This is a genomic window from Roseibium sp., assembly GCF_051016195.1.
Classification (GTDB): Bacteria; Pseudomonadota; Alphaproteobacteria; order Rhizobiales; family Stappiaceae; genus Roseibium.
Genome location: NZ_CP134616.1, coordinates 752862 through 779134, shown reverse-complemented (window position 1 = coordinate 779134; position 26273 = coordinate 752862). Strand labels below are relative to the sequence as shown.

Annotated in this window: 30 protein-coding genes; 18 read left to right on the top strand and 12 right to left on the bottom strand. The window is 59.4% G+C overall.

The window, feature by feature from the left end; genetic code table 11:
- The first annotated feature begins 72 nt into the window (after nucleotides 1–72).
- Both RDA78_RS03590 and RDA78_RS03585 read left to right on the top strand, forming a co-directional pair.
- Nucleotides 73–1251 carry an MFS transporter gene (locus tag RDA78_RS03590; RefSeq protein WP_434053995.1) on the top strand — a complete coding sequence of 393 codons (1179 nt, stop codon included), beginning with the start codon at nucleotides 73–75 and terminating at the stop codon, nucleotides 1249–1251.
- A complete protein-coding gene (locus RDA78_RS03585; RefSeq protein WP_434053994.1) occupies nucleotides 1248–1787 on the top strand; it encodes an amino acid synthesis family protein in 540 nt (179 codons plus the stop codon). The genes RDA78_RS03590 and RDA78_RS03585 overlap by 4 nt, the downstream gene beginning before the upstream one ends.
- A gap of 64 nt (nucleotides 1788–1851) precedes the next feature.
- Here RDA78_RS03585 and RDA78_RS03580 read toward each other — a convergent pair whose 3' ends face one another.
- Entirely contained in the window at nucleotides 1852–3117 is a 1266-nt protein-coding gene (locus RDA78_RS03580) for a fasciclin domain-containing protein (RefSeq protein ID WP_434053993.1), read from the bottom strand.
- Between the two features lie 220 nt (nucleotides 3118–3337).
- Here RDA78_RS03580 and RDA78_RS03575 point away from each other — a divergent pair, with 220 nt between their 5' ends.
- Complete coding sequence (locus RDA78_RS03575; protein WP_434053992.1) at nucleotides 3338–3652, top strand: antibiotic biosynthesis monooxygenase family protein; 315 nt, start codon at nucleotides 3338–3340, stop codon at nucleotides 3650–3652.
- Nucleotides 3653–3718: 66 nt separating this feature from the next.
- Here the strand turns inward: RDA78_RS03575 and RDA78_RS03570 are convergent, their stop codons facing one another.
- Nucleotides 3719–4180 (bottom strand): DUF302 domain-containing protein, encoded by a 462-nt coding sequence (locus tag RDA78_RS03570; protein WP_434053991.1) that lies wholly within the window; start codon nucleotides 4178–4180, stop codon nucleotides 3719–3721.
- A 232-nt stretch (nucleotides 4181–4412) separates the two neighbouring features.
- On the opposite strand from RDA78_RS03570, the gene RDA78_RS03565 reads away from it, so the two are divergent.
- From RDA78_RS03565 to RDA78_RS03540, 6 genes are all read left to right on the top strand, one after another.
- Nucleotides 4413–4853, top strand: coding sequence for a DUF4174 domain-containing protein (locus RDA78_RS03565; RefSeq protein WP_434053990.1), 441 nt, complete (start codon nucleotides 4413–4415; stop codon nucleotides 4851–4853).
- A 13-nt stretch (nucleotides 4854–4866) separates the two neighbouring features.
- On the top strand, nucleotides 4867–5352 hold the full coding sequence (locus tag RDA78_RS03560; protein ID WP_434053989.1) for a DUF3429 domain-containing protein: 486 nt from the start codon (nucleotides 4867–4869) through the stop codon (nucleotides 5350–5352).
- Between the two features lie 228 nt (nucleotides 5353–5580).
- On the top strand, nucleotides 5581–6276 hold the full coding sequence (locus RDA78_RS03555) for a cupin domain-containing protein (RefSeq protein WP_434053988.1): 696 nt from the start codon (nucleotides 5581–5583) through the stop codon (nucleotides 6274–6276).
- Nucleotides 6277–6301: 25 nt separating this feature from the next.
- The gene (locus RDA78_RS03550; RefSeq protein ID WP_434053987.1) at nucleotides 6302–7366 is read left to right on the top strand and encodes a flavin monoamine oxidase family protein; all 1065 of its coding nucleotides are present in this window, start codon (nucleotides 6302–6304) and stop codon (nucleotides 7364–7366) included.
- A gap of 140 nt (nucleotides 7367–7506) precedes the next feature.
- Entirely contained in the window at nucleotides 7507–8733 is a 1227-nt protein-coding gene (gene gltS, locus RDA78_RS03545) for a sodium/glutamate symporter (RefSeq protein ID WP_434053986.1), read from the top strand.
- Between the two features lie 58 nt (nucleotides 8734–8791).
- Nucleotides 8792–9814, top strand: a complete 1023-nt coding sequence (locus RDA78_RS03540; protein WP_434053985.1) for a DUF4105 domain-containing protein — start codon at nucleotides 8792–8794, stop codon at nucleotides 9812–9814.
- A 44-nt stretch (nucleotides 9815–9858) separates the two neighbouring features.
- On the opposite strand, the gene RDA78_RS03535 is transcribed toward RDA78_RS03540, so the two are convergent.
- The gene (locus tag RDA78_RS03535) at nucleotides 9859–10503 is read right to left on the bottom strand and encodes an NADPH-dependent F420 reductase (protein ID WP_434053984.1); all 645 of its coding nucleotides are present in this window, start codon (nucleotides 10501–10503) and stop codon (nucleotides 9859–9861) included.
- A gap of 87 nt (nucleotides 10504–10590) precedes the next feature.
- On the opposite strand from RDA78_RS03535, the gene RDA78_RS03530 reads away from it, so the two are divergent.
- Nucleotides 10591–11490, top strand: coding sequence for a LysR family transcriptional regulator (locus tag RDA78_RS03530; RefSeq protein WP_434053983.1), 900 nt, complete (start codon nucleotides 10591–10593; stop codon nucleotides 11488–11490).
- A 165-nt stretch (nucleotides 11491–11655) separates the two neighbouring features.
- Complete coding sequence (locus tag RDA78_RS03525) at nucleotides 11656–12375, top strand: carbonic anhydrase (protein WP_434053982.1); 720 nt, start codon at nucleotides 11656–11658, stop codon at nucleotides 12373–12375.
- A gap of 143 nt (nucleotides 12376–12518) precedes the next feature.
- Here the strand turns inward: RDA78_RS03525 and RDA78_RS03520 are convergent, their stop codons facing one another.
- Entirely contained in the window at nucleotides 12519–12866 is a 348-nt protein-coding gene (locus RDA78_RS03520) for a winged helix-turn-helix transcriptional regulator (RefSeq protein ID WP_434053981.1), read from the bottom strand.
- Between the two features lie 74 nt (nucleotides 12867–12940).
- Here RDA78_RS03520 and RDA78_RS03515 point away from each other — a divergent pair, with 74 nt between their 5' ends.
- Nucleotides 12941–13867 (top strand): DMT family transporter, encoded by a 927-nt coding sequence (locus tag RDA78_RS03515; protein ID WP_434053980.1) that lies wholly within the window; start codon nucleotides 12941–12943, stop codon nucleotides 13865–13867.
- 116 nt (nucleotides 13868–13983) lie between these two features.
- On the top strand, nucleotides 13984–14550 hold the full coding sequence (locus RDA78_RS03510; protein WP_434053979.1) for a hemerythrin domain-containing protein: 567 nt from the start codon (nucleotides 13984–13986) through the stop codon (nucleotides 14548–14550).
- 63 nt (nucleotides 14551–14613) lie between these two features.
- On the opposite strand, the gene RDA78_RS03505 is transcribed toward RDA78_RS03510, so the two are convergent.
- Nucleotides 14614–15354 carry a helix-turn-helix transcriptional regulator gene (locus RDA78_RS03505; RefSeq protein WP_434053978.1) on the bottom strand — a complete coding sequence of 247 codons (741 nt, stop codon included), beginning with the start codon at nucleotides 15352–15354 and terminating at the stop codon, nucleotides 14614–14616.
- 96 nt (nucleotides 15355–15450) lie between these two features.
- On the opposite strand from RDA78_RS03505, the gene RDA78_RS03500 reads away from it, so the two are divergent.
- Entirely contained in the window at nucleotides 15451–15864 is a 414-nt protein-coding gene (locus tag RDA78_RS03500; protein WP_434053977.1) for a GFA family protein, read from the top strand.
- A gap of 172 nt (nucleotides 15865–16036) precedes the next feature.
- On the top strand, nucleotides 16037–16891 hold the full coding sequence (locus RDA78_RS03495) for a DMT family transporter (protein WP_434053976.1): 855 nt from the start codon (nucleotides 16037–16039) through the stop codon (nucleotides 16889–16891).
- A gap of 57 nt (nucleotides 16892–16948) precedes the next feature.
- Here the strand turns inward: RDA78_RS03495 and RDA78_RS03490 are convergent, their stop codons facing one another.
- Complete coding sequence (locus RDA78_RS03490; RefSeq protein ID WP_434053975.1) at nucleotides 16949–20203, bottom strand: EAL domain-containing protein; 3255 nt, start codon at nucleotides 20201–20203, stop codon at nucleotides 16949–16951.
- A 199-nt stretch (nucleotides 20204–20402) separates the two neighbouring features.
- A complete protein-coding gene (locus RDA78_RS03485) occupies nucleotides 20403–20567 on the bottom strand; it encodes a hypothetical protein (RefSeq protein ID WP_434053974.1) in 165 nt (54 codons plus the stop codon).
- 3 nt (nucleotides 20568–20570) lie between these two features.
- Here RDA78_RS03485 and RDA78_RS03480 point away from each other — a divergent pair, with 3 nt between their 5' ends.
- Nucleotides 20571–20855 (top strand): hypothetical protein, encoded by a 285-nt coding sequence (locus tag RDA78_RS03480; protein WP_434053973.1) that lies wholly within the window; start codon nucleotides 20571–20573, stop codon nucleotides 20853–20855.
- Nucleotides 20856–20882: 27 nt separating this feature from the next.
- Here RDA78_RS03480 and RDA78_RS03475 read toward each other — a convergent pair whose 3' ends face one another.
- From RDA78_RS03475 to RDA78_RS03465, 3 genes are read right to left on the bottom strand one after another with little or no spacing between them, the layout of a single operon-like run.
- The gene (locus RDA78_RS03475; protein WP_434053972.1) at nucleotides 20883–21116 is read right to left on the bottom strand and encodes a DUF1127 domain-containing protein; all 234 of its coding nucleotides are present in this window, start codon (nucleotides 21114–21116) and stop codon (nucleotides 20883–20885) included.
- 18 nt (nucleotides 21117–21134) lie between these two features.
- The gene (locus RDA78_RS03470) at nucleotides 21135–21437 is read right to left on the bottom strand and encodes a hypothetical protein (RefSeq protein WP_434053971.1); all 303 of its coding nucleotides are present in this window, start codon (nucleotides 21435–21437) and stop codon (nucleotides 21135–21137) included.
- Nucleotides 21438–21452: 15 nt separating this feature from the next.
- Nucleotides 21453–21707, bottom strand: a complete 255-nt coding sequence (locus RDA78_RS03465; protein WP_434053970.1) for a DUF1272 domain-containing protein — start codon at nucleotides 21705–21707, stop codon at nucleotides 21453–21455.
- Between the two features lie 80 nt (nucleotides 21708–21787).
- Between RDA78_RS03465 and RDA78_RS03460 the strand changes: the two genes are divergently transcribed.
- Together RDA78_RS03460 and RDA78_RS03455 are read left to right on the top strand one after the other, a co-directional pair.
- Complete coding sequence (locus RDA78_RS03460) at nucleotides 21788–22792, top strand: GlxA family transcriptional regulator (protein WP_434053969.1); 1005 nt, start codon at nucleotides 21788–21790, stop codon at nucleotides 22790–22792.
- A 258-nt stretch (nucleotides 22793–23050) separates the two neighbouring features.
- On the top strand, nucleotides 23051–23887 hold the full coding sequence (locus tag RDA78_RS03455) for a c-type cytochrome (protein WP_434053968.1): 837 nt from the start codon (nucleotides 23051–23053) through the stop codon (nucleotides 23885–23887).
- A 27-nt stretch (nucleotides 23888–23914) separates the two neighbouring features.
- Here RDA78_RS03455 and RDA78_RS03450 read toward each other — a convergent pair whose 3' ends face one another.
- On the bottom strand, nucleotides 23915–24460 hold the full coding sequence (locus RDA78_RS03450; RefSeq protein ID WP_434053967.1) for a hypothetical protein: 546 nt from the start codon (nucleotides 24458–24460) through the stop codon (nucleotides 23915–23917).
- 105 nt (nucleotides 24461–24565) lie between these two features.
- Nucleotides 24566–25960: an adenylate/guanylate cyclase domain-containing protein gene (locus tag RDA78_RS03445; protein ID WP_434053966.1), complete on the bottom strand. Its 1395-nt coding sequence runs from the start codon at nucleotides 25958–25960 to the stop codon at nucleotides 24566–24568.
- Nucleotides 25961–26273: the final 313 nt, after the last annotated feature.

Here is a 26273-nt window from a genome sequence, read left to right as displayed (position 1 = left end):
CCTGTTCCGGGCGCACATGCCGGCCGGGACCGGCGCGTATGCGGGTCGGGACAAACAGACAGGGCGTGCGTGATGCGCTGGCGGATGCTTGCCTTGCTTTTCTTTGCACGAATTGCGCTGGGGTTTCAGTTTCAGACAGCTGCGTCTGTCGGGGGCGATCTCGTTGCGGACTTCGGCATCGACTATTCCGAGGTCGGCTTCCTGATTGGACTGTTCATGGTTCCGGGCCTGTTCCTGGCGCTGCCGGCAGGGGCTGCCGGGCGGTTTCTTCCAGATCGAATCCTTGCGTTTGCCGGGTTGAGCGCGCTGGCCCTCGGAGGCCTGATCAGCGGTTTCGGACCAGGTCCCGTTACGATCGGCCTCGGCAGGCTGGTTGCGGGTGCAGGCTTTCTTCTCGCCACGCTCTATTTCACGAAAATGACCGCCGACTGGTTCGAAGGCCGTGAGATTTCAACCGCCATGAGCATTCTCGTCATGAGCTGGCCCTTCGGCATCGCGATGGGTCAGGTGGGACATGCCTATCTGGCCGCATTCCAGGACTGGCGGCTGCCGTTCGTGGTTGCTTCACTCTATTGCGCCATCGCGGCTGTCGGTGTGCTGCTTCTCTATCGCGCTCCGGCGCAAAAGAAAGCCGCTGCGGGCAGCAGCGGCAGCCGGTTGAGCGGGCTGGAGTTCCAGCTGATCCTGCTTGCGGGAATTGCATGGGGTGTGTTCAACGCCGGGTATGTCGTCTACCTCTCCTTTGCACCGCAAATGCTGGAAGAGCTCGGCTATGCGCCGCTGCAGGCTGCGGCACTCGTGAGCGTGGCAAGCTGGATCATGATTTTCTCGGGCGCAGCCTGCGGCCAGATTGTCGACCGGTTCAATCACCGGGATCTTGTGCTGATCGTGTGCATGGCCAGCGCCGTCGCATCGCTATGGCTGATCGGGACCTCCGGCGCGGGCCTCGCGGCAAGCCTGCTGTTCGGCCTCGTCGGCATGGCACCGGCCGGTGTCATCATGGCTCTGGCGGGCGCGGCGGTGGCCCCTGCGCGGCGGGCCTTTGGCATGGGCGTCTTTTTCACGGTCTACTATGCGATCATGGCTGTTGGTCCGCCGCTGGCCGGCTGGATCTATGAACAGGCGGCGACCGCAGGTGCCTCGCTTGTTCTGGGTATGGGCCTTTTTGCATTCGTCATCCCGGTCGCACTTGTGTTTCGATTGGTGCAGACCAGAGACCGTGCACATGAACTGGGGGAGGAAAAAGGGTGAAAATTCGAAAGACCGTATTGATCACGGAAACCGTTGAGGCCGATGAGTTCGGTGTTGCCTGTGACCCGCTGATCCGCATGGCGGCGCTGGCAGTGCTGGACAATCCGTTTGCCGGCATTGACGCCGATGACCTTTCTGAACTGTTCGAAATGGGCGCGGTTCTCGGAGACCGGCTTGCCAGCCAGATCATGCGTCAGCTGGATGGACCGCCGACCGGCTACGGCAAGGCCGCGATCGTGGGCTCTGAAGGGGCAGCCGAACATGGCGCGGCTCTCATGCACCCGATGCTGGGCAAGCCTGTGCGCGCTGCAATCGGTGGCGGCAAGGCGCTGATGCCATCCAACGTGAAGGTGGGCGTTCCCGGTGCCACGATCGATCTTCCGCTCGGCCACAAGGACGAAGCCTGGGCGTTCAACTACATCGACACGCTGACCGTGGCCATTGCCGACGCACCGCGGGCAAACGAAATCGTGCTGTGTGTCGGGATTGCAAGTGGCGCGCGCCCGCGTGCCCGCGTCGGCGACGGCCCCCGATAGAAAACGGCATCGGCCTGGTGACCGATGCCGTCTCGGCTGCGAAAGGTCGCAGCGTGGTCTGTCGTTAGCTGATCGGGTCGTCGTTCGTGAGGAACTCGACGGCCGGAAGCAGGGCTGCCGGGTCGACATCGGACGGGATACCGTTGAGCTCGATCGTGCCGGTCAGATGGGTGATCAGCAGATCGCCATCGTGGGACGCGCCGAGCGAAACGGCGCCGGCATCAACCAGGTCGAAGAGTTCCAGTTCGTTCGGATCGTTGTTGGCGACGATGGATGCCAGCAGGTCCGGATCGCCGTCCCGGAGGTCCAGCACAAGCTTGTCCCGCTTGGCATTGAAATCTGCGATCACGTCGTCGCCTTCGCCTTCGCGGAACGGGTTGAAGATGAAGCTGTCGGCAGACCGGCCGCCAACCAGGAAGTCGTTGCCCTCTTCACCTTCAAGGCTGTCTTTTCCACGGCCACCGTTGAGGTAGTCGTTGTCGGCTCCGCCTTCGAGCATGTCTTTGCCGCGGCCACCGATAACATTATCGTTGCCGTCGCCGCCATTGAGGAAGTCGTGTCCGCGTCCGCCGTTGAGGTAGTCGTTGTGGGCCCCGCCTTCGATCGTGTCGTTGTTCCGGCCACCGAAGAGATAATCGTTACCGTCGCCGCCCTTGATCAGATCGTCGCCGCGTCCGCCGAAAATGATGTCATGTCCGCCAAGACCATTGGCAATGTCATTGCCTTTGCCAAGCGAAATGAAATCGAAATGATCGGAGCCGATCACCGCATCCGGACCGTTTCCGGTAAACAGGAAGCCACCCGTGGCAAACGTGATGTCATAGGGCAGAAGAACATTGTCGATCACGTGAACGATGCCGTTGTCGGCAACGATGCCGTTTTCGGATCCCGCCGGATTGGCAACGTTGGGATCGGCGAAACCGTCATCCTTGTCGCCGAGCGAAAGCCCTGATGAGGCGTCTGGTTCGATTGTCTCACCGGAAAGGGTCGTGATGCTGCTGCTTCCGGCGACCGCGGCTCCGTCAAGAGCGCCGCCTGCGATGTGGTAGGTCAGGACCGACTTCAAAAAGGCGGTCGGATCGTCGGAAGGCGAAAGAAGTTCGGAAGCGGCGATCAGGGCTGGAACAACCTTGTTTTCGTCCGTACCGACACTCGGGTCGAGCGCATTTGCGAGATTGAGAAATGCCTGGTCTGTTGGTGCGAAAACGGTCAGCAGTGCGTTCTTGTCGCCAGCCGCGGCGGCAAGGTCTGGAAAGGCTCCAAGAGCCGCGGTGAGGATTTGAAAATCGTTACTTCCGCTCGCGATATCGAGGATCGTGTTTGTAGGCATTTTTTTGCGCTCCCTACTTGCGCCCCATCGCGCTTGTCTACGGATAGACGGAAGATTGGTTTGAAAATGAGCACAAATCTGTCTTCACAGTCTCGTGAAGACCGGACGCGACCACACTGAGCGCGCATCGCACAACGATATTGAATAATATGAATTTTTCAGTCAGGTTAACCACATCTGCGGTCGGCGACAGGTCCGGTGAACTTTCCAGGAGATATGCATGTATCTGGCAATGAACAGGTTTTCCATTCTTGAGGGCCAGGAAGACGCATTTGAAAAGGTATGGCGCGAACGGGAATCCAGGCTCGCGGATGTTGGCGGTTTCAAGACGTTTCATCTCTTGAGAGGGGCATACAACGAGGAGACGGGAACGACGCTTTATGCCACCCATACGATATGGGCCAATCGCGAGGATTTTGTGAACTGGACGAAGTCCGAACACTTTCGCGCCGCGCACAAGAATGCTGGCGACAACAGGCATCTTTATGCCGGCCACCCGCTTTTTGAGGGGTTTGAAGCTGTCCTGAGCGAGTGAAAACCCGGCCACGGATCCCGGATCGAAGCCGTGGCCAGGCCTCACTGACGGCGGTCAGGGTCGCGCTTACTCTGCCGCGTTGGCGGTCAGGTTTTTGAGCGCGCCCGTCATCTTGACGATGCTTGGATGGTCCGCGGGAAGGCCGTGGGCTGCCGCAAGCGCTTCCGGCGCGCGATAAACCAGGATCGTGCCGTCGCTCGTTTCGATGATCGCGACCCGGATTGGCAGGTCAAGACCGGCTTCCGGTGCGTCCCTGATAACGGGCGTGCCAAGTTGAGGATTGCCGAAAATCACGACTTCATTCGCCGGAATTTCCATGTCGACGCTTTTGCCGCCGGCCGCGTGATCCACCCGCGCGAAAACCTTTGCTCCCGCCTTTTCGACGGCGGCAACCAGATTGTCGGCAGTCTGAGCGACCGAATGCGCACTTGGCACGTGAACAAGCGACGAGTCGGCTGCATTGGCGGCAGGCACGATGATGGTCAGCGCCAGCGCTGAAAGAAGGGACTTGAAAGCAGTGGTCAGCATGGTGGTCTCCGCAATTGTTGATCTGAACGGCGCGCAGTTTCACTTGTTGATTGTCCATCACGCCAATCACACTTTTATGAGCAGAGCGTGGCAACGGCAATTCAGGTCCGAGATGTGCGCTCATTCTTTCCGGAAGGACACCTGTATGACCCAGACGAGATCCGACAACAGGAAGCGTGCGTAAACTTCACGGACCGCGGAGGAGCTCAACATTCATACCGCCACGATCAAGATGGGTTTGGCTTTGCTCGTGACATCCGTTTCGTTTGCCGCGAGCACATCGCTTAGGGCAAGTCCGGCGGATGCCTGGGCGTGGAAACATCGGGTTGTTGTCGTCGTCGCGCCTGACGTAAGCGATGTTTCGCTTGGAAAACAGCGTGATGCTCTTTCGGGCACCGAAGCCTCGATCTCGGACCGGCACATGTCCGTTATTGAAATTGTGGGTGGTGAGGCAAGCGCCGTGATGGGTGCCCGGATTGACGTTTCGGCACCTGAACTGAAGGCATTCCTGCGCAAGAAAGACGACAGTTTCGAGGTTTTCCTGCTTGGCAAGGACACCGGTGTGAAATTGCGCTCAGCGACGCCAGTCACGAGTGATGACCTGTTTTCGCTGATCGATTCAATGCCCATGAGGCAACGGGAAATGAGCGCCGGCGGCGCGCGGAAGTCTTAGGGATGAAAGTGTGATGGAAACGCAGACGGTCCACGCGGAGAATGCGGCTTCCTTGAAGACAGCTGCGATGCCGGTCCCGGCAAAGTGGCTCGGCGCGACCGGCGCGATCCCGTTTGTCGCCACCGCGATTTTTGCTGCTTTCGGTCCTGAAAACTGGTCCGGCTGGGCGGCACAGGCACTGGCCTACTACGGTGCCGTGATCCTGTCCTTTCTCGGTGGCATCCACTGGGGTCTGGCAATTGCGAATAACGGGGCTGAAAGGATATCGCCGGCGCGGCTGTGCTGGAGTGTCGTCCCGTCCCTGATCGCTTGGGCCGCGCTGCTCCTGCCCCTGTTCACTGGCCTGGTGGTCCTTACGGCTGCATTTGGTCTTGCTCTTTTCGTCGATACGAGAGCAAACACACGCGCGCTTGTCCCGCCCTGGTTCCCCGACCTTCGAACAGCTTTGTCCATTGCCGTGATCGCATCGCTCCCGCTGGGACTGATCGGCGCCGCCTGAACGCAAACTGTCCTGCGTTCCACATTTTGCGTCCAACGACTCCCGCGGCCATTTGCTCTCAATTCAATGCGAACGGGTGCTCTTCACGCGTTCGTGATTTGCGGACGTCACATGAATTTACAATCTATCTATCAGTAGATAGATTAACGAGCATGCGCGTGATATTGTAAGACCTGTAAGTCCCGTTGACTTTGTTGACCGGGAAACCGTTTGGTCAAGGCAGGTTACATGGAGATGACGAAAATGGAACTGAATGCGGATTTTGACGAAAGCGTCCAGGTAACTCCGGCCGAACACAACTGGGTCTTATCCCCGATGCCGGGCGTCGAACGCATGATGCTGGATCGTCTTGGTGACGAAGTGGCCCGTGCGACAACGATTGTGCGGTATGCGCCCGGCAGCGCGTTTTCTGCCCATACCCACGATGGCGGCGAAGAGTTTATCGTGCTGGAAGGGGTGTTCGAAGATGAACACGGCGCGTTTCCGGTCGGATCCTATATCCGCAATCCACCCGGTTCGAGCCACACGCCTAGCGCGCCCCAAGGCGCTGTCATCTTCGTCAAGCTATGGCAATTCGATCCTGAGGACCGCAGCCATGTGCGGATCGATACAGGCAAGCTCGGCGCGATCGCCGATATAGACCGGCCGGGTGTGAGCGTATCACCGCTCTTCAAGGACCCGTACGAATCCGTGAGCATGGAAACATGGTCCGCCGCAACCGAGGCAGTCATAGACGCGCCGGGCGGTGCGGAAATCTTCGTACTGTCCGGCAGCGTCAGCATAGACGGCGCCGTGCTCGACCCCTGGTCCTGGCTGCGCCGGTCGGACGGCCACGACGTGGCGTTGAAGGCGGGAGCCGACGGTGCCCGTCTGTGGGTGAAGCGCGGACATCTCAGCAATGTTTCCGCCCCTGAAGCCCGATAAGAGCGCGTCCGTCAGGGTGGAAGATATGCAGTTTGACAGCGTCGTGATCGGAGCGGGTTTAAGCGGTCTTGCGGTCGCCAGGGCACTTTCGAGAAAGGGCGAGACGCTCGCGCTTCTCGAAGCCAGGGACAGGGCAGGCGGGCGCATCCTGTCCCGCTCCGTTTCTGCGGATGGCGGAGCACGATACGACCTCGGCCCGGCCTGGATCTGGCCACACAACAGCAGAATTCTGGAACTCGTTGCGGAACTCGGCCTCCCGCTGATGCGGCAGTACTCCGCGGGTAAGCTGGTGTTTCAGGATCAGAATGGTTCGGTCCGGCGCGATCTCGACTTTTCCACGATGGGGGAAGCCCTGCGCGTAGAGGGCGGCCTCTCGCGGATTACCGACGGCCTTGCACACGCCTTGCCGAAGGGTGTCTTGCATCTCGCTCATGTGGTCAAGACGATCGAAACTTCCGGGACGGGCGTGCGTCTCAGGGGAACGAACGGTGACGGCGCATTCACGGTCGACGCAGACAGGGCCATCCTGGCGTTGCCGCCCCGCCTCTCCGCGCGCCGGATCGTGTTTTCGCCGGCACTCTCCGAGCCATTTCACCGGAGCTTGTCGTCCGTTCCGACCTGGATGGCGGGACATGCCAAACTCGTCGCTGTCTATGGACGTGCTTACTGGCGCGAGGCAGGGTATTCCGGTGATGCGATCAGTCATCTCGGACCGCTTTTCGAGGTCCATGACGCGTCGCCCGATCCGGACGCTTCAGGCGGGGCCGCCCTGTTCGGCTTCGTCGCGCCGGACCGCGCGGGAGCCGAATGTGATGAGGCCCGGTTGATCGAGGATGCGACCCGTCAGCTCTCGGCGCTCTTCGGTCCGATCCTTGGTGCACCGACCCGGGTGTTGTTGGAGAACTGGGCGAGCGACCCATTCACGTCGACGGAGGTTGATCGCCCGGACCTGTCCGGACACCCCCGATATCGCAATCTGACCTTTGCGGACGATCCCTGGTCCGGTCGCGTCTTTTTCGCCGGCACGGAGACAGCGCCCGAAAACGGAGGCTTTCTGGAGGGTGCTCTGGAAGCGGCTGAACGGTTTTGAGCCTGTGGTATGTACCTGATCGGACATAATGAATTTTACGATCGTGCAAGTGTGAGCGGAATTGAGATAAGGTTCCTCTCGAGCTGAAGCAGGACCGGGTGCGCATCTGGCTGCGATGCGTATCAGAAGTGGGGAATGTCATGGAGCCTGCAGCCGTCGCCGATCCGATACTGATTGACAGCTTCGCTGCTTTCACCCTCGGCATCATCGTTTACTTCATTGGCGCGCGGCTGACGAAACGCTTTTCCATTCTGTCGGCCTACAGCATTCCCGAGCCTGTAAGCGGTGGCCTTGCGGCAGCGTTTTGCGCGCTTCTTGTTGTTGTGGCCACAGGCCGGACGATTGAGTATGACCTGTCGGTCCGCGATTTCCTTCTGGTCTATTTTTTCACCACGGTGGGTCTCAATGCCCGTGTGTCAGACCTGACACGTGGCGGGCCTGTCCTGGCCATCATGCTCGGATTGACCCTTGTCTTCATGATTGTCCAAAATGGCGTTGGAGCGCTTGGCGCACTGCTTTTCGGATTGCCGTCACAGGCCGGCGTTCTGCTCGGCACAGCGTCCCTGATCGGCGGTCATGGAACGGCGATCGCTTGGGGTCCGACGATTGCCTCCCAGTATGATGTTACCGGCGCGGCAGAACTCGGCATTGCTTCGGCCACGGTCGGTTTGATCCTTGCGAGCGTGCTGGGCGGTCCGATTGCCAAGTACCTGATATCGAAGAACGGCCTGACGGCGGCGGACGAGACGGATGGCGTCGAAACCCATGAAGCCGCCGCGACCGATGAGACCCGCGCGCCGATCAACCATGTGGAGATCATGCGCTGCATCCTGTGGATCCATGTCGCGATCGTGATCGGGTACTCCGCACATGAGAGCCTTCTGACGGCAGGCCTGAAACTGCCGCTCTTCGTCCCATGCCTGATCACCGGGATCGTGTTGTCGAACCTCGTGCCGATGGTGTTCAGAAAGTCGAAATCTCCCGCCGGCACACAATCGCTGGATCTGATCAACGAGTTCAGCCTGTCTGTTTTTCTGTCGATGTCGCTGATGAGCATGGAGCTCTGGACGCTGGCCGGCAGCGCGGGCGTCCTTGCCGCGACAATGGTGCTGCAGGCAGTGGCCGCGGCCATCTTCATCGTGTTCATCGTCTTCCGGGTTATGGGCCGGAACTATTTTGCGGCGGTGCTGTCTGCCGGGTTCGCGGGCTTTGCTCTTGGTGCGACGCCGACGGCAATCGCAAACATGAAAGCCGTGACTCAGCGCTATGGGCCGTCGCCGCTTGCCTTCATCGTGCTGCCGCTGATTTCAGCGTTCTTCGTCGATCTTGCCAACGCGTTCATCATTCAGTGGTTCCTGAGCCTGTGACGACCTTGTGTCTCACACTGAGGCAGCGCGCGAATTGCCCAAATGTGAGCTGCGGCACATGAAACGGTTGCTGCTTGCCACGATGAGGATTGGCGCAGGGGTTCTGGTCCTGTTGATTGCCATCTTCATGGCACTGGCCAGCTACTACTGGCTCGGTTGGCCGGACTGGCTGCGCCTGACACTTGCCGTCGTGATCATCCCCGTGCTGGCCGGCCTGTGGTTTCTTCCGGGCGACAGACTGTGGACACGCCGCGCGGCGGTGCTGTTTTCCATTGCCGTTTTTTTCACCGCCTACTCTCAAAAAGAGGTTCTTACCCGAACCTTTGTTCCGCTGCATGAACGCATCATCGATGCGAACTTTTCAGGCGATGTCGTCGAGATCGTAAATTTCCGGGATGCGATCCATCCGGTTGGAGCACCGGCGCAGCCCAGGTGGACAACCCGTTCTTTCAACCTTGGTGAACTCACGGGCGCTCAGCTTGTCTACCAGCCCTTCGGCAATTCCGCCGCAACGGTTCACGTCATGATGACCTTCGCATTTCAGAACGGCGATCAACTGGCCGTTTCCTTCGAAGCGCGCCGCACGAGTTGGGACAAATTCGATGCGCTGGCCGGCTTCTTCAGGCACGATCAGCTCTATCCGGTTCTGGGGACGGAACGCGACCTGCTCTGGAAGCGCCTCGCCCACGTGCCGCCCAACGAGCTTTACTTCTTCGACATTGAGGGCACCAACGACGAGATCAGGGCCTATCTCAGGCGGCTTCTGGAATTTGTTGCAGAGCTGCATGACCGTCCGCAGTTCTATTCGACCGTTTCCGAAAGCTGCTTCACGACGTTGATCAAGCTGAGCCCGCAAATTCAGCAGGTGGTGCCCTGGTACGATTTGAGGCGTTGGGTGCCTGGAGCTTCGGTTGGACTGCTGCAGGAACTCGGCGTGATCGAAAGTGATGTCAGCGAAGAGACGCTGATGAAAAGGCAGAAGCTGGGACCTGGCGTAAAACCACCCTGGGAGTTCGAGAATGCCAATGCCTGGAGCCGCCATGTGCGGTCCCGGATCGGAGTTCCGGGAACCGCTTCATAGAGACTGTTGATGATCCGCAGCGCAAAACTTCAGGCGTAAACCGATCAGCGCACGGCCCGGACTTCCGGCTGGATGAAATTGAAGATGGTCTGCGGATCCCGCCCTGCGAAAAGGAACTTGATGACGATCGCCGCCGCGGCTTCGAGCTGGTAGGCGTGTTCGTTGCCGCCCAGGCGCAGCGGGTCGGCGCCGACGACCCTGATGAGCTGCGCAATCGCGTCATCCGCTCCGGCATCTGACGTATAAAGCGTAACCATCTGGCGGCCGTCATAGGTCATGTCCTCGTCTTCCCAGACCGCGACCTGCGCCATGTTGAAGGCTTTGCCGACATGAGCTTCCGGCAGATGGGCGGCGATGGCCTCGGTCAGCGACCGGCCGTCCTCGCGCGTCGTCAGGAAGGTCTCGATACTGACCGGATTGTTGATGTCGATGACGATTTTGCCTGCAAATGCCGGCGGGCCGCCTGCGCTGTCAATACCGCTGAAGGTGTCTTCCCAACGGGTGGCGAGAACGACAACGTCACCAAACGCTGCCGCCTCTTCCGCAGAACCGGCGCTTGCTCCGATGTCCGCCGCAACGGTGGAGGCCTTGTTCAAGTCTCTTCCGGAAAGCATGACCTCATGCTTGCCTGCCCATTTGCCCGCCAGCGCTTTCGCCATTCCGCCTGATCCGATGATGCCTATTTTCATGACCGTGTCCTCGTTCGTGATGGCTTGTATTTGGCGAATGACCACGCATAATTGAAATTTCCAATTTGTATGGCTTGTATAATCTGAATGGATATAAAGCAGGGCGATATCGGACTTCTCATGGCGCTGGATGCACTTCTTGAGCATGAGAGTGTTTCCAGGGCGGCCGACCAGTTGGGCATCAGCCAGCCGGCCATGTCGGCGCAGCTCAAACGGCTGCGGAATCTTTTCAACGATCCGCTCCTGACCCCGTCCGGCCGGAGGCTGGTCGCGACAAGCCGTGCCCGTGCGCTTCAACAGAACTTGCGCCGACACTTGCAGAACCTCGATGCGCTAGTGCGCGAGAACGAAGCCTTTGATCCCGCAGAAACGCGAAAGACCTTCCGGATGATCGCGACGGATTATGTGCACCTGGTTCTTGCGGCACGGCTGGAGGAACGGATCAGGGCTGCCGCCCCCGATGCGCGCCTTGCCTTTTTGCCGTTCGAACCGAGGTCGATGTGGGAAGTGCTCGAAGGGGACAGCGCCGACCTGGCATTGGTCACGGGAATGGAGCTCCCGGATGCGATCAGCCGGCCCGCGATGACGGAGACTTTCTGCGTGATCATGCGCCGCGGCCACGTGCTGGAGAAAACCGACCTGACGCACGTGGCCTTCTGCGCGCAGCGTCACATCCTGATATCACCTGAAGGTGGCGGGTTTGTCGGGGCGACCGATCGCGCGCTCGCAGGTTTCGGGATGAAGCGCCGCGTCGCCGTATCGCTTCCCAGTTTTCTGCTCGCACCGGGTCTGGTTGCCGGTTCGGATGCGCTTTGCGTCGTGCCCCGCAGGCTTGCCGATCTTTATCGTGACGTCGTTGTCTGCCGGGACCTGCCGTTCGACGTCAGGGGCTTCGATGTCGACATGCTCTGGCATCCCCGACGGCAGAATGATCCGGCGCATACCTGGTTTCGCGGTGAAATCGCGCGTTTGACCAAGAGGATTTGAAGCGGAAAACCAGGTGCCCGACAAAGGCACCGCCGCCGTCATTCCCAACGGTTGGGCTGACACTTACCTGAAATTCATTTGTTTGCGCGCAGAAAGGACACAACATCAGTTCCTGAGGTGATGCGTGTTCGAAGGATCAAACATGGGCGATGAAAGGAATAATGCATGACGGAGAGCCACGAAAAGGACGGCGTCAGCCGCCGAAACCTGATCGCCGGCGGTCTTGCCGGAGCGGGTCTTGTGCTGTCTCCTGCGGCTGTGGCGCAGACGGCGTCAGTTTCCCGGAACACGGCAAGGCCGGCCTCACCGCAGGAAGCGCTGCAACTCCTGAAGGACGGCAACGCCCGCTACGTCGCCAATGCACCGGTCAACACGGATCATTCCCTCGACAGGGCCAAGCGGTCGGCGGGGCAGAAACCGTTTGCCGCCGTAGTTGCATGTTCTGATTCCCGGGTCGCGCCCGAAATCATTTTCGACCAGGGCCTTGGCGACATATTCGTCGTTCGGGTTGCCGGAAACTTCGTCAACGAGGACGGCCTTGCGAGTCTTGAATTCGGTGCCGCCGTGTTGGGTGTGCAGGTCATCATCGTCCTCGGCCATACCGCGTGCGGAGCGGTGGATGCCACGATCAGATCCGTAGAGGACAGGACATTGCCGCCCGGACACCTGCCCAGTCTGGTCGAGGCGATCCGTCCGGCAGTCTATGACGTCATGCCCGAAAGACCGGTCGATCTTCTGTCAGCCGCCATAGCCCAGAATGCCCGGCTGAATGCGGACAAGGCGTCTCAATCGGGACCGGTTCTTGCCGAGCTGAAAGAAGCCGGAAAGCTCATGTCGGTTGCGGGAGTATATGACATTGCAACGGGCAAGGTCGAATTCATCTAGGCCGTCGGTTTTCACCGGCTTGCTCCTCCTCCGCGTTTTGAAAGGCTTGAAAATGAGGGGGCATTTCCTGCGCTTTGGCGCCTTGACGAGAAGCAAACCGCCTCAAACCAATGCGGCCTCATTTATAAGCCCATCACCTGGTGTCAGCGCAGCTTTTCCACCCAGTCCATCGCCCAGTCGCCAAGCGGCTCGAGCCTGTCGAAAAGCTGACGTCCCTCTTCGGTCAGGGCGTAGCCGTCCTCCGCATTATAGATCAGACCGGCGGCGCGCAGTTCCTTTAAACGTGTGTTGAGAACGCTTGGCGAGGCCGATCCGCACCTGTCCTGAAGGTCACGAAACGTCCGGCTCCCGTCGCTGAGGTTCCACAGCACACCCATGGACCAGCGGCGGCCGATCAGGTCGAATAGAACCATGATCGGCTGACCTGATTTCGACCCGCGCACCGGTACGCCCGGTTTCGGAAGCTTCGGCGGCGCCTTCTTTTCCGTCATATCGTCTCCATTTTGCTTGCTACTAAAATAGTAGCAGCGTATGCTACGAATATAGTAGCAAAGGACTGATCGACATGAAAGACGCTGCAAGCCCTGCCGATATTGCCCTCTGGCTTTTGCTCGCGTTGCTGTGGAGCACCTCCTACACCGCCATCAAGGTCGGCGTTGAGACACTTGATCCGGTGGTTCTTGTTGCAGGGAGACTGGTGATTGGTGCCTTGGCACTGTTCGCTGTTCTGAAGCTGCGCCGGTTGGCACTTTCTGGTCGCTTGGTTGATTGGAAACATTATGCTGTCAGCGGATTGCTCGGCAGCGCGATCCCGTTTCTGCTGATTTCCTACGGGGAGCAGTCGGTCGACAGCGCCTTGGCGTCGATATTGATGGGCATAGCACCGGTCACCACCGTCTTCATGGCGTCCTTTGTGTTTTCAGACGAGTATCTCACGCCCCGGATCGTGCTTGGCCTTGTTTTCGGTATCGCCGGGGTGACCCTTCTCGTCGGGCCGGAAGCCCTGAAGGATCTTGGCGGTGATCTGACGGCGCAACTGTCGATCCTTGCCGCCGCCCTGTGTTACGGCGTCACGACGATCTATGTCAGGCGCTTTGTCAAACGGCCGCCGCTTGAAATGGCGGCCGGGTCAACGATTTTTGCCGCCGTTGCCATGTCTGTCATGGCGGCCCTGTCCGGCTCGATGGAGACTATTGACACGAGCGCGGCCTCGCTCGGAATCGTTGTTTATCTGGGCCTTTTCTCGACCGCGCTGGCGACCCTGATCTATTTCCAGCTTGTTCCAAGACTTGGCGCTACACGGATGTCGCAGGTCAATTTTGCGGTGCCGGTCGGAGGCGCACTCATCGGCGCGACCGTGCTTTCCGAGACCCTTGCCATCCATCAGGTCGCGGCTCTCGGTGTCATCATGGTCGCAATTTTTCTCGTGACGAAGAAGCGCCGCCCAAAAGTTCGGGACGCTATATCGGTCAGGCCGGGTACAGGTGAGTAAACTCTGCCTGGCGATCGGCAATCCTTCGCTAACCGGTTGATGCATAACGGCAATGCAGGTGTGGACGTGGAATTCCTCCGATGTCGTCCCGATATGGGGGACGAAAGGAGATGGCGATGACACACGCATTCGACATCCGCACGCAAGACATGCCCGCGACCATGCGCGTCCTGCTGGACGACTATCCCCGTGACAGCTGGGACGCCCATCCGGGCTTTAAGGAGAAGACGAAACACTGGCTCAGCGCGCATCAGATGTTCCGCCGGCTCGGCGAACTCGTGCGCTCCGAAACCGAACTCTATCTGGACAAGTCCAGGGAACCGGACGATTTCGCGGGGCGGCTGTCCTATTACGGCAATGCGCTGGTGGCCAATCTCCACGGACATCACAACTGGGAAGACAAGAGTTACTTCCCGGAGCTTTCGGCAGCCGATCCTCGGTTCGATGCCGGACTGGAGATCCTCGAAAAGGACCATCAGGAGCTGGATCGTGTCCTCGACACGTTTACCGAGACCGCGAACCGGTCGATCAAGCTGATCCATCTCGACGAGCCCCAGGCACGCGAAGAAGCAGGCCGGCTGCACGGTCTCGCAGGAACGATCGAAGCTTTCCTTGACCGTCACCTTGCCGACGAGGAGGAACTCGCCGTTCCGATCATCCTGCATCATCGCTTGCTCGGTTAGCCGGCCGATACGACCCTGGCCGCACACGAAAGAGATCGTGTGCGGCTCACCCGCCAGTTTCCATCAGTCTTTCTGTGAGGACGCGCCACCAACCGGGCCAGCTTCGGTGCCGTGGAACCGCCCGCGTTCCGCCTTCATGGCCGTCTCCCATTCGCTGCGGAGCTGAGCCCGGCGTTTGGGGACGCCATCTTCCAGTATTTCCGCTTGCATGATCCGCTCGGTGCGGAAGTACCGGAACCCGTTCCGCAACTCGCACCACGCAGCCAGAATCCGTCCTTCGTCCCTGTATCCGAGCAGAACGGGCCAGATAACCCGGTTCGTCACGGTCCCCCGGTCATCCCGGTATTCCAGCCTGATTTTTTTCTGCCGCCGGATCGCGGCTCGGATGTCGGACGAGGCGAGCACCTCAGACCGCGTCTCAACGGGTGCGACGCTGGTTGCCGGCTGTGCGAAAAAGCTGTGCAGGTCGTCCGGTGCGATTGCCTCTATCTTTGCGAGCAGGTTTGCCGCCGCGCGCTGCATGTCCGGTTCGCCGCGCGTCCGCACCCATTGCGCCCCGAGAACCGCCGCTTCGATTTCGTCCGGTGTGAGCATCAGGGGTGGCATGTGAAATCCCGGCTCCAGCACATAGCCGACCCCGGCCTCGCCGCGGATCGGGACGCGTTGCGCCATCAGCGCCGCGACGTCCCGGTAGACGGTGCGTTTGCAGACCTCCAGCTCCGCCGCGATCGCCGTGGCGGGAACGGGGCCGCGTGCGCGTCTCAGGATCTCGATCAGTTCGAACAGCCGGTCGCCGCGCCTCACGTCACCTTCCTTTCTTTGATGCTGACACCATGCTGACAATACGGTGTCAGCATGGCGTTGCTAAATCAAGGGCAGCGGAACATGAAAGGAGACTCCATGGAGACGACGGACAGGAAGATCTCGGGAAGCTGTTGTTGCGGCGCCGTGCGGTTCACCGTCAAAGGCAAGCCGGGCATGATGGGTACCTGTCACTGCGCGCGCTGCCGGAAACTGGGAGCAACACCTTTTGTCTTCGTCAAGCGGGAGCAGTTTCAACTTGTGAGCGGAGAAGCGGAGATCGCCTGCTACCAGCCCGAAGCGCCCTATACATACGTCCGCTCCTTCTGCAGGCGCTGCGGCACGGCGCTCGGTGAGCCGTTATCTGAAGCAGCCTCCTTTCCCGTCAACGCGCATTGCTTCGATGAGGACCCGGGCGTCCGCAACGCGTTTCATGAATTCGTCGCCGAAAAGCCGGACTGGTACGAAATCTGCGATGGCGCGCGCCAATTTCCGGGGCATCCGGAAACCTGAAGCTGATCGATGTGCCGTGATTTTGCGAAGTTGTCGTGGACGCGGGACGCATCGCCGGATAACACTTCTGCACGGCCCCATTGATCGGACCGGTCAATGGAGATGCAAGATCGCTAGGCCGTACCCTCGCCCACCCAATCCAGATCCGCCCGGCTCCGGGCATTTCGACACGATGCGCGGGATTGCGCTCATGGCGCTCGGCATGTTCATGTTTTCCGCCGTGGACACAATGGCGAAGTTCCTGACGGACACGATCCATCCGTTCCAGATCGTCTGGTGCCGTCAGCTGGGTTTGTTGCTCGGTGTCGTTGTTCTTATCGGCCTGAAGGGCCGTTCCGTTCTCGTCTCGGCCAATCCGGCGTTGCAGATCGGACGCGGCGCTCTCGCAGCCGTTTCCGCCACGCTGTTTGTCATCGGCGTCAAGTTCGTTCCGCTGGCAGACGCGGTCGCCATCACTTTCGTCGCGCCGTTTATGGTCACGGTGATGGGCGCACTGATCCTGCGCGAGCCGGTCGGAATCCGCCGATGGACTGCGGTCATCATCGGGTTCATCGGCACGCTGATCGTGATCCGTCCGGGGCTCGGCGTGCTGCATCCGGCGGCCGGGTTACTGGTGATTGCCGCCAGCGCTTTCGCGCTCCGCCAGATCCTGTCGCGCATTCTCGCCGGTGGTGACAGCGCCGGAACAACGGTGGCCTACACCGCGATCGTGTCCTGCATCCTGTTGACCGGGCCGATGCTTTTTGTCTGGGAGACGCCGGGGTCGTCAACTGAAATCCTGCTTCTGGTCGCCATGGCGATTCTTGCGGCGGCGGGGGAAACGCTTGTCATCCTGGCGCTGGATGCCGCCCAGGCAGTCGTCGTCGCACCGCTGCAATACACGCTCCTGATCTGGGGAACTTTCTACGGGTTTGTCGTCTTCGGACAGTTCCCCGACGCCTGGACTTGGCTCGGCGCCCTGATCATCGTTGCGACCGGCATCTATACGCTCAACCGGGAGCGCCTGGCGCTACGCAGGACGCGTTGAAATCGCGCATTGTGCATCGCGGCAGACAAGGCTTGTGATGCCTAAGCTTGAACCGCTCTAGGCACCCCGGACCAGACTGTCTGGCGTTTCCAGGTGGTTCAGCAGGTCTGAAAACGCCATGGGCCTGGCAAAGTAGTAACCTTGCAGCCTGTCGCAGCCGAGCCGGGTAAGGATCTCGGCCTGTTCCCGCGTCTCCACGCCCTCGGCGGTCACGCCCAGTTCAAGGGCCTGCCCGATTTCGATGATCGAACGTAGCAGGCGCAGCCCGCCGCTGCCTTCCGCCACCAGCGAAACCAGCCTCCGGTCGATCTTCAGCCTGTCCGGATTGATCCGCTGCAGCGCAACAACCGAAGCTCGGCCGCTGCCGAAATCGTCGACTTCGATGCCGACCCCGAGGTCCCGCAGCTGGCGGAGACGGGCGAGGAAGTCATCGTCCTGTTCTTCAAGAAAGATGGTTTCCAGGAGTTCGAAACTGATGGGCCCGGCATAGCTGTTCACGCAGTCCTGGATTGTCTTTATTTCGCTGTCGTTGATCCGGTTTTCACTCACGTTGAACGACAGCGACAACGGTTCGCGGTAAGCGCCGAAGGCCTGCTGGCATTCCTGCACCGCCCTTTCGAAGATCATCCGGTCAATGTCTGCCGCCACATGCAGGTCGGTTGCAACGGAGAGAAACGCAGCGGGTGTCAGAATGCCTTTTTCCGGATGCTGCCAGCGCGCAAGCGCTTCGATCCCGACCACCTGCCGCGTCACCGCATCCACCTGCGGCTGGTAGTAAGGCACGAATTCGTCGTTTTCGATGGCGCGCAGAAGATCGTCGGCGACCTCTTTCGTGCGCTGCACTTCCTCGAGGTCGGCACGGTCGAAAATGCCAAGCTGACCACGCCCGCGCCGCTTGGCCTTGTAGAGCGCCACGTCGGAATTCGTCAGCAACTGGTCGACATCCGCGAGTGGCGTGCGTGCCAGGCCGATCGACGCACCGAACCGGCAGATCTTTCCCTCGTAGCGCATCGGTTGGGCGAGATCCTCGAGCAACACACGCGCGAGTGTTTCGGGCCGGTCATCATCGCCGGATACATAGAGCAGAACGACGAACTCATCGCCGCCGATGCGTGCGACAACGTCTTGCGGGCGAACCCGGGCCAGAATGCGTCTGGAGATACCAAGGAGCACTTCGTCGCCGGCGGCATGCCCCATCGTGTCGTTGATCTGCTTGAACCGGTCCAGGTCGATATGAAGAGCGGCGATCTCGCCGCCGGAAGCGGTCCGCCGCCGAACGAAATCTTCGAATTTCTGGGTGAGGTAGCGACGATTGCCGAGACCCGTCAGATCATCGTGCAAAGCCTTGTAAGTGATTTCCTGGTTCGCCTTTTCCAGCCGGGCGGAATACTGTTCCAGAGCGCGGCGCTGCCGAACGACTTCCGTGATGTTCAGGCGCAGGACGACATATTCACCCTTCTCGGTACGCGAACGAACCATGCGGTGATGCTGATCGTCGGAAAACTCGAAATCCTCGACGCCGGGCTCAAGCACATCCGGCGAATAATACGCTTCGACCCATTCCTCTTCGCGCCCGATGGCCGCCGGAATACGCCCGCATTTCGCCGCAGTGGTGAGAAGTGCTTTCAGACTGCTGCCTGCAGTGATCTCGTCCGGATTGTCCGACATCGAGACCGCATAGGCCGGGTTCCAGATCACCAGTTTGTGGTTTTCGTCATAGATCGCAAAGGGGTCGGGATAGGCGTTGATCGCCGAGAACAGCCGGTCCTGTGTCTCTTCCAGCGCCCGGCGCTGACGCACCAGCTCGGTTGTGTCGAGACGGAGCATGACCAGATCGCCATTTTCCACGCGCGTCCTCAGAAGCCGGTGATGCACGTCACCCGGGAGTTCCAGGTCCTGAACCGGCTTGGCGACATCGACCTCCTGATGGTCATCGGACATCCACTCTTCTTCGCGGCCGATTGCGTTTGCGATCTTGCCGGCCGAAATCGCGATCCGCGCCACGAGCGTTCTGTGCATCCCGGCCTCAAGCTCATCCGGGTTGTTCGTCATGGAGGCGCGATAGGCATCGTTGCACACAACGAGACAATCATCGGAATCGTAAATGACGAAAGGAGCGGGATAGGCGTTGAGCGCGGCCAGCAATCGCGCTTGTGCCGCTTCGGCGGTGCGTTTTTGTCTTACAAATTCCGTGGCGTTCAACCGGATAACGACGTAGTCGCCGTTTGAGGACCTAGAGCGCAGCAGCCGGTGGTGAATGTCGCCTTCCAGCTCGACGTCCTCCCAGCCGCTGCCCAGATTCTCGGGCGTCATGATGCTTTCTACCCAGGCCTCTTCCTGCCCGATGGCATCGGGGTACCGCCCGTGTCCGATCGCGAGACCGAGAACATCGCGCAGGTGCATGCCTTCGGCCAGATCTTCCGGATTGTCGGTCACGGATGCGGCGTAGCCTTCATTCCAGCTGACGAGATTGAGGTTCCTGTCATATATGACGATCGGATCCGGATAGGCATTCAGGGCCGCAACAAGCCGTGCATGCGTGCGGTCCGCAGCCTGTCGCTCGCGCGTGATCTCTGTCGTGTCGAAGCGAATAACCAGCAGGTCGCCATTCGCAATCCGGCTGCGCAGCACACGCTGGTGCACATCACCCGCCAATTCCAGGTCGGATGCGGGTTCTGTCCTGTCGGCGAGCTGTACCTGCTTTTGAAGCCAGGCTTCTTCCTGTCCTTCTGCCTCGGCAAACCTGCCGTTCGCCAACCCGATCCGCAGCAAGGCCTCAAGGTGCAAACCTGCCTTGATATCGCCGGGTGTATCGGTCAGCGAGGCCGCGAAGGCCTTGTTCCAGAAACACAGGCGCTTGTCCTTGTCGTAAAGGGCGATTGGATCGGGAAAGGTCTCAAGGGCGGCTCTCAGGCGGTTGTGTTCCGATTGTGCGTCTTCAGCTTTCGCAAGCCGGTCTGAGGCAGCACTTTCATCGGTCTCCCGGAATGTTGCACAGACAAAATGGCCGCCGTCATCGCTGCTCTCGAAGACAACAAGCGAAACACTCACCGGTAAATGCGAGCCGTCCGCACAAAGGCAGTCATCTTTGACGCGCTGTGCCTTGCCGCATTTGACGAGGTCTTCAAAAATGACGCTGACAAATCCGTGTGGGCCGGCCTGGCGGAAGAGGCTGGCCATGTCGCGGCCGAGTACATCGTCCGGCCGATACCCAAAGAGCTCGCAAAAGGCGTTGTTGACATGAACCAGGTGCGCCGACGGCGCGCCGGGCAGCAATTGCCCTACGGCGACCGCATCACCCATCAAGTCCATGAAGTTGTTCTTTAACGCCGCAAATTCCATTCCGCCTCGCAACTCAGTATTTGAGTGTAGTGGAACGGGGTTAGATAAACATAAATTTGCAGTGAGGCAGGTGTTTAAGTGAGGTTCAGGTCTGAAATATTGGTATTTCTAGCAATATATTCAGCTTGGAGCAGATGTTTGGATTGGTTTCGATGAATGTGCCGTGATTTTATTGTAAATCATGAATTGCAGCGTCGTAACTTTCAACTCGGTAGTCTTCCCCTGCGTACCGGTTCGGCTGATCCAGTGCACCCGGGTCGCCAAGGAAATGCGCCCAGTCGGCACCCGGTTTCCAGATGCTGTCCGTGATTTCGAAAGCCCTGGTTTCGGGCATTAGATGCCCGCTCTTGGCATGGCGATAGAAGAACACGCTCACCCGCGCATTGTAGATGCAGTGCACGTGGATCGCGGCCCCGTCAAGTCCTTCAAGTGCATTACGGACCGCGTCGAAATCGGAAACTGCAGAACGATCGAACTCGACCAGAATACAGACACATCATTGCGCGGCGCGGAACTGATCGGGCGCAATCTGGATATTTCGTTTTTCGGTGTGATCATTGCTTTGCTCATTTCCCGGAACAAGCCCGACGTAAAGGCCCTCTTGCGGAAGACCGGCGGCTGACTGTCCCAAGCAAGCCGCCGGTCGGTCTTATTTCCAGAAGTCAGCACGATAGCGGTGCTGGTCCAGTTCGCTGTATCCTCGTTCCGTGCGCATGAGGCCAATGTCCTTCAACTCCTGCTCATTCAGATGAGAAAGGGCACGGGCAGTCGTCCGGCGGCGAAAATACCGGCGGAACTCGTCGGCACATAAACGAAGAATGGTGAACGCAAAGCCGCGGCCATGCGCGCGGCTGCGGAAAACGTTGTCGATTTCATAGCTCATCTCTCTACTCCTCGGCGGTCATGGCCGCCGTTCTGCGGCGGCAAGGAGACAATGGCAGGTCAAACCTGACAGCTGTGAGTCAGGTTTGATCTCGTTCTGTTCGCAGGATGTGTTTTTTCCTGAAGCAACCTCCACATCCAGACCGGCAACGGGTCCCGGTTTAGTGGCAAGCGCGCCCTTGTTGTGATGCGAGCCGGGCTTGATGATATTGGTCGCGACAACGGACCTGATTTCGGCGAACTTTGATTCGCTTGGTTGCCCGAACGCGTTGATCCTTTCATTCATCCGCCGCCAGGTCAGGACGCGAGTCAGATCGCGCATGGCAAGGGTTCTCCCTCAGGCCTGCAGGGCCGCGCATTGCGGGTGCGCCTTGGTGAAGCGCTTGGTCGAAGCCGGATTTTTCAGAAGGTGATTTTCCGGCCGCACCGGCCGGATGACGAGGTTGCCGCCACAATTGGGGCAGATGTTGCCGAAGCGCTCGTCTGCGCAGTCGGCGCAGAATGTGCATTCGAATGTGCACATGCGGGCGTCGGCCGCCGAAGGCGGAAGGTCCTTGTCACAGCATTCGCAATTTGGCTTGAGCATCAGCATGGGAAGTCTCCGGTTTGTTGATCTCTGGGCGGTTTGGGTAGCTCTAGACTAGCAAGCCCTTCCATGGCATGAATGACAAGATGACCTCGTTTTCTGCCAATGTTGCCAAACCCCGGGAAACAGCCAAGCTGGTGGTGTTCATCGTATATCCGGACATCGTCCTGCTTGACCTTGTTGGTCCGTTGCAGGTCTTCAGTCATGCGCCGGACCCGGAAACGAAATCCAACGGCTACGTGTGCGCAGTCGCCTCGATCGACGGCGGCATGATCGGCACAAACACGGTGGTATCGATCCCGAGCGAACCCGTATCGGACTATCTGAACCGCGAGATTCATACGCTGGTTGTCGTGGGTGGTGACGGCGCCAAAGCGGCCATGCGGGACACGCGCATGCTTGAAACGGTCAATGCTCTGGCGGAAAGCGCGCGGCGTGTCTGTTCGGTCTGTTCCGGTGCCCTGGTGCTTGCGGCGGCAGGTCTGCTCGACGGACGAAGAGCGGTCACGCATTGGGACGACTGCCCGACGCTCGAAGCAGGTTTTCCCGAAGTGACGGTTGAAGTGGACCCGATCTATATCAAGGACGGGGATGTCTGGACATCGGCGGGTATCACCGCAGGCATCGACATGGCCCTTGCGGTTGTGGCGGAAGACCTTGGCCGTCACTCGGCGCTTCGTGTCGCAAGATCGATGGTCACGCACATGGCCCGCGCCGGAGGGCAATCGCAGTTCAGCCCAGTCCTGCAGCGCCAACTGGTGGACGCGACCGGTCGGTTCGAAGACTTGCACCACTGGATTGCGGAGCATCCTGACCGGGATTTGAGGGTCGAAGAACTTGCCGCAAGGATGAACATGAGCGCCAGGAATTTTTCCAGGCTCTACACTGCGCAAATGGGTCTGACGCCGGCGAAGGCGGTCGAGGCCATTCGGATTGAAGTCGCTCAGGGCCTGCTCGAAACGAGTGAAAAGACGATCAAGCAGATTGCTTCGTACTGCGGGTTCAACGACGAGGAACGCATGCGCCGGGCGTTCATGCGCACACTCAACGTCTCCCCGACAGACTACCGGCGCGGTTTTCGCGCTGGATGACGCAGCAGACCCGGTCCAGCCAAACCGCGAACTTCTTCGTTCGACGCTGACTACATGCCTCTACGGAGCTTTTAAAGACAAAAATCTAGTAGTTTTTCTATGAAAAATCGGGACCAGATAGCACGCTCCTGAGTATATGGATAAAACTACCTATAGATTTTTTCTCGAAATTTGTGAGAAGGTGTTCGGAAAATCGATTTTCAGAGAGCCTAAAAAAGTTCGCCGGTAAGAAGCGAAAACATGAATGAGGGGGATGAGATGTTTAAGCTAATACTTGTATTCGCCGCAGGTCTGCTGCCTGCATCAGCTTTTGCAGAGCCAAGTCTGGAACGTGGTGAGTACCTGGTGCGCGGACCCGCCGCATGTGGCAATTGCCATACGCCGCAGGGACCGAACGGTCCGGACATGACCAATGAGTTCGGCGGGTTTCTGGTCGAAAAGAACGACGCGATGGAGGCCTGGGCGGTCAACATCACCCCCGGCAGCCAGGTGGCCGGCTGGAGTGACGAAGAGCTGGCCAGGGCAATCCGCGAGGGCATCAGGCCCGATGGCAGTGTCATCGGCCCGCCGATGCCCATCGGTCTCTACAGGGGCTTGAGTGATGACGATCTGATGTCGATCGTGATGTTTTTGAGGACTGTTCCCGCCAGCGCGAACCAGACGCCGCAGTCCACGTACAACTTCCCGCTTCCGCCTGCCTATGGTCCGCCGATCGATACCGTGGCATCCATCCCCCAAGGCGTCACGGTCGAATATGGCGAATACCTCGCCGGCCCGGTCGCGCACTGCGTGGAGTGCCACACAACCTTTGGCGAAAAGGGACCGATGTTCGAGACACATCTCGGTGCGGGCGGGTTTGAGTTCCACGGACCCTGGGGTGTTTCCGTTGCTCCCAACATCACGCCTCACGAAGACGGAATTCCCGGCTATTCCGATGCTGAACTCGCGCAGATGATCACGGAAGGCAAGCGGCCCGATGGCAAGCCGATGCTGCCGCCAATGGGGTACGCCTACTACAAGGCGATGACACCTGACGATCTGGCCGCAATCCTTCTCTACCTGCGTCAGATACCGCCTTTGCCCAGCCCGGGCTGATGCCGCGCTGGCAAATATCTCGTCCGATCATTTGAGTGCCCGCATGCTGCGCAGCGGATCGGATTGAACCGCCACCCGTTGAACGTATTTCAAGTGGCCGATGGCCGGCAGGAAGTCCTGGTGCGCGGGCTTGTGCTCCAGGAAGTCCTGCAGACGCAGGAGGTTGATCGGCTGTTTCTCGATCAGGGCCTTCACGCGCTCGACAGCCTGTTCGAGCGGATAGCTGTCGATGAACTGACAGGCCGTTTGCGTCGGTGTCAGGATGTAGAAATCCTCAGGCCGCTTCGGCGCGTAGCGCGTGATGTCGAACGGCGACGCACCGAGGGCATGAAACTTGGGCATCAGTCCGCAGATGCCCGATTGTCCGTGTTTGACAACCGTGCCGGAGGTCTGCTTGTAACCGAGCCTTTCGAGCCGCTGCACCACGTGACGGCGCATGGCCGGAGACAGCATGTCGGCGTCCGAGCGATCGTATGTCAGATCGTCGAAGACAGACAGAAGACGGAGATCGGTGTCGGCGACGTGGAGGTATGGCCCCAGCTTCGGAAGATCTGATTGTTCGAAAATGTTCAAGAGACCAATCCATGATCGCCCTGTGTCCGTTTCCGGTCACAAACGCAGGCACTGACGACACGCTGACAAATAGCGCGCACGCGCCGCTTGAGAAGCCGGAGCTCGTCATACTGTCCAGACGTCGATCTCGTTCTGTCGTCCACGCAGCTTGATGGGCTTTCGGTGCGCGAACCTTGTTGCAGGCGTGCCGGCGTCCTCGGACAGCCCGGCCCGGCGCATCAGTTCCTCGCTGACGACACATTTGCAGCCAAGTTCGCGCGTCGAGGCCTCAAGCCTGCTGGCGACGTTGACCGTGTCGCCGACAACCGCAAATTCCAGTCTGCGCGACGGACCGATATCACCCAGAATGACCGGTCCGAAGTGAACGCCGATGGAGACGTTGATGGGCAGCTGACCTGCGGCCTCTCTTTGCCTGTTGAAGCTCTCGGTTTCTTCGATCAGCTGAAGCGCCGCCTTCAGCGCGTTGGCCGCGTCGCCGGGACCTGTTTCCGGTGTGCCAAAGGTCGCCATGACACCGTCACCCAGATATTTGTCCAGCGTGCCGCCGTTCTGGAAGATCGAGCGTTCCACAAACGCGTGGTAATGACGAAGCAGCTCCATAACGTCTTCCGGCGAGTGTTCTTCCGCATATTTTGTGAAGCCGACAATGTCGGTGAAGAGGACGGCGACGTCCTGTGTGCGCACCGCGCCGATGTCCCGGTCCGTGGACGCCAGAACATCGACCAGGCTGGAGGGAAAGTAGCGCGACAGGTTTGCGCGCTCCGCGGCAATGTTCGCCTGGCGCATGAGAAGCTGGTTCGACCGCCATCCCTTGATGGCGAGGATCGCGGCGACAATCAGCATCACAACCAGCTCCTGAACACGCACGCCGGGTTGAACGCTGTTCGGATCCAGCTCCTCTGCGACAAGAGAATACCCGGCAAATGCATTTGCGGCAGCGGTACTGAGCTCCGGTATCTTGTGTCCGAACCAGGAAACGCCGACCGAACCGATCAGCCACAGCACGACAATCCAGGTGCCCATGGCCCAGACAGTCCGGTACGAATAGGCCAGTGTACCAAGGGCAAGGAATATGAAGAAGTAGATGAAATTGTCGAACCGGTACATGAAGGCCGTCGGCACTTCCTGGCTCAGGAAGGGATTCGGTGTGACGAACAGAAGTGTCAGAAGGCCGACATCGGCAAAGATCAGCAGCAGCTCCGACTTCGAATAGCCGACGCTCGCGAGGCGCAGTTGCAGCCAGCCAAGCGCAATGAACATCAGCAGCGTGGCTTCGTAAAAGATCACGCTCGGGCTGAAATTCAGGAATGGCAGGAGAAGTCCGATCAGGATCAGGGCGACCGTTCGGGCAATGATCGCGAGCCGGTGCCCCTCCATTTTTTCCTTTTCAAGTGCCTGCGCCAGGAAGGGGTTTGAAAGGGCTTGCTGCTTTTCTTCTTCCTGCATGGCGCGCAGGCGTTCGAAGAACCTGAGTGGCTGGGGTAATCTGAGGGCCGGCATGCTCGCTCCGTGTCACGGTCGGTACGTGCAAGGATATCATTCAATCGAGTCCGGACTGAAACGATTTCGGCAGGTGCCGGGTGTGACATTCGGCGCGCACGGCCGTTCCGTGACCGGGTTCAAAACAGCCGCGCCCCGTTGGCAGACGTGTTGAACTCACCTGAGTTTACGCAGGCCTGTTGCCAGGTCCCAGCCAGGAAGAGGTCAGACAATCTGCGTGGAATTGCGTGCCATCCGCAAAGGCCGAAGGGCAATGCCTGAAAAGTTCCGTTGTGAAATGTTGCAAAATATCAACCGGATAGACCGGGGGCAA

Coding starts and splice junctions, on each gene's coding strand:
- RDA78_RS03460 (WP_434053969.1), top strand. CDS start 21,788: ATGACCTCGTTTTCTGCCAATGTTGCCAAACCCCGGGAAACAGCCAAG.
- RDA78_RS03470 (WP_434053971.1), bottom strand. CDS start 21,437: ATGCGCGATCTGACTCGCGTCCTGACCTGGCGGCGGATGAATGAAAGG.
- RDA78_RS03530 (WP_434053983.1), top strand. CDS start 10,591: ATGGATATAAAGCAGGGCGATATCGGACTTCTCATGGCGCTGGATGCA.
- gltS (WP_434053986.1), top strand. CDS start 7,507: ATGGAGCCTGCAGCCGTCGCCGATCCGATACTGATTGACAGCTTCGCT.
- RDA78_RS03535 (WP_434053984.1), bottom strand. CDS start 10,503: ATGAAAATAGGCATCATCGGATCAGGCGGAATGGCGAAAGCGCTGGCG.
- RDA78_RS03525 (WP_434053982.1), top strand. CDS start 11,656: ATGACGGAGAGCCACGAAAAGGACGGCGTCAGCCGCCGAAACCTGATC.
- RDA78_RS03550 (WP_434053987.1), top strand. CDS start 6,302: ATGCAGTTTGACAGCGTCGTGATCGGAGCGGGTTTAAGCGGTCTTGCG.
- RDA78_RS03560 (WP_434053989.1), top strand. CDS start 4,867: ATGGAAACGCAGACGGTCCACGCGGAGAATGCGGCTTCCTTGAAGACA.
- RDA78_RS03580 (WP_434053993.1), bottom strand. CDS start 3,117: ATGCCTACAAACACGATCCTCGATATCGCGAGCGGAAGTAACGATTTT.
- RDA78_RS03520 (WP_434053981.1), bottom strand. CDS start 12,866: ATGACGGAAAAGAAGGCGCCGCCGAAGCTTCCGAAACCGGGCGTACCG.
- RDA78_RS03575 (WP_434053992.1), top strand. CDS start 3,338: ATGTATCTGGCAATGAACAGGTTTTCCATTCTTGAGGGCCAGGAAGAC.
- RDA78_RS03480 (WP_434053973.1), top strand. CDS start 20,571: ATGCCCGCTCTTGGCATGGCGATAGAAGAACACGCTCACCCGCGCATT.
- RDA78_RS03495 (WP_434053976.1), top strand. CDS start 16,037: ATGCGCGGGATTGCGCTCATGGCGCTCGGCATGTTCATGTTTTCCGCC.
- RDA78_RS03540 (WP_434053985.1), top strand. CDS start 8,792: ATGAAACGGTTGCTGCTTGCCACGATGAGGATTGGCGCAGGGGTTCTG.
- RDA78_RS03500 (WP_434053977.1), top strand. CDS start 15,451: ATGGAGACGACGGACAGGAAGATCTCGGGAAGCTGTTGTTGCGGCGCC.
- RDA78_RS03510 (WP_434053979.1), top strand. CDS start 13,984: ATGACACACGCATTCGACATCCGCACGCAAGACATGCCCGCGACCATG.
- RDA78_RS03570 (WP_434053991.1), bottom strand. CDS start 4,180: ATGCTGACCACTGCTTTCAAGTCCCTTCTTTCAGCGCTGGCGCTGACC.
- RDA78_RS03475 (WP_434053972.1), bottom strand. CDS start 21,116: ATGAGCTATGAAATCGACAACGTTTTCCGCAGCCGCGCGCATGGCCGC.
- RDA78_RS03565 (WP_434053990.1), top strand. CDS start 4,413: ATGGGTTTGGCTTTGCTCGTGACATCCGTTTCGTTTGCCGCGAGCACA.
- RDA78_RS03455 (WP_434053968.1), top strand. CDS start 23,051: ATGTTTAAGCTAATACTTGTATTCGCCGCAGGTCTGCTGCCTGCATCA.
- RDA78_RS03490 (WP_434053975.1), bottom strand. CDS start 20,203: ATGGACTTGATGGGTGATGCGGTCGCCGTAGGGCAATTGCTGCCCGGC.
- RDA78_RS03590 (WP_434053995.1), top strand. CDS start 73: ATGCGCTGGCGGATGCTTGCCTTGCTTTTCTTTGCACGAATTGCGCTG.
- RDA78_RS03515 (WP_434053980.1), top strand. CDS start 12,941: ATGAAAGACGCTGCAAGCCCTGCCGATATTGCCCTCTGGCTTTTGCTC.
- RDA78_RS03485 (WP_434053974.1), bottom strand. CDS start 20,567: ATGCCCGAAACCAGGGCTTTCGAAATCACGGACAGCATCTGGAAACCG.
- RDA78_RS03445 (WP_434053966.1), bottom strand. CDS start 25,960: ATGCCGGCCCTCAGATTACCCCAGCCACTCAGGTTCTTCGAACGCCTG.
- RDA78_RS03555 (WP_434053988.1), top strand. CDS start 5,581: ATGGAGATGACGAAAATGGAACTGAATGCGGATTTTGACGAAAGCGTC.
- RDA78_RS03465 (WP_434053970.1), bottom strand. CDS start 21,707: ATGCTGATGCTCAAGCCAAATTGCGAATGCTGTGACAAGGACCTTCCG.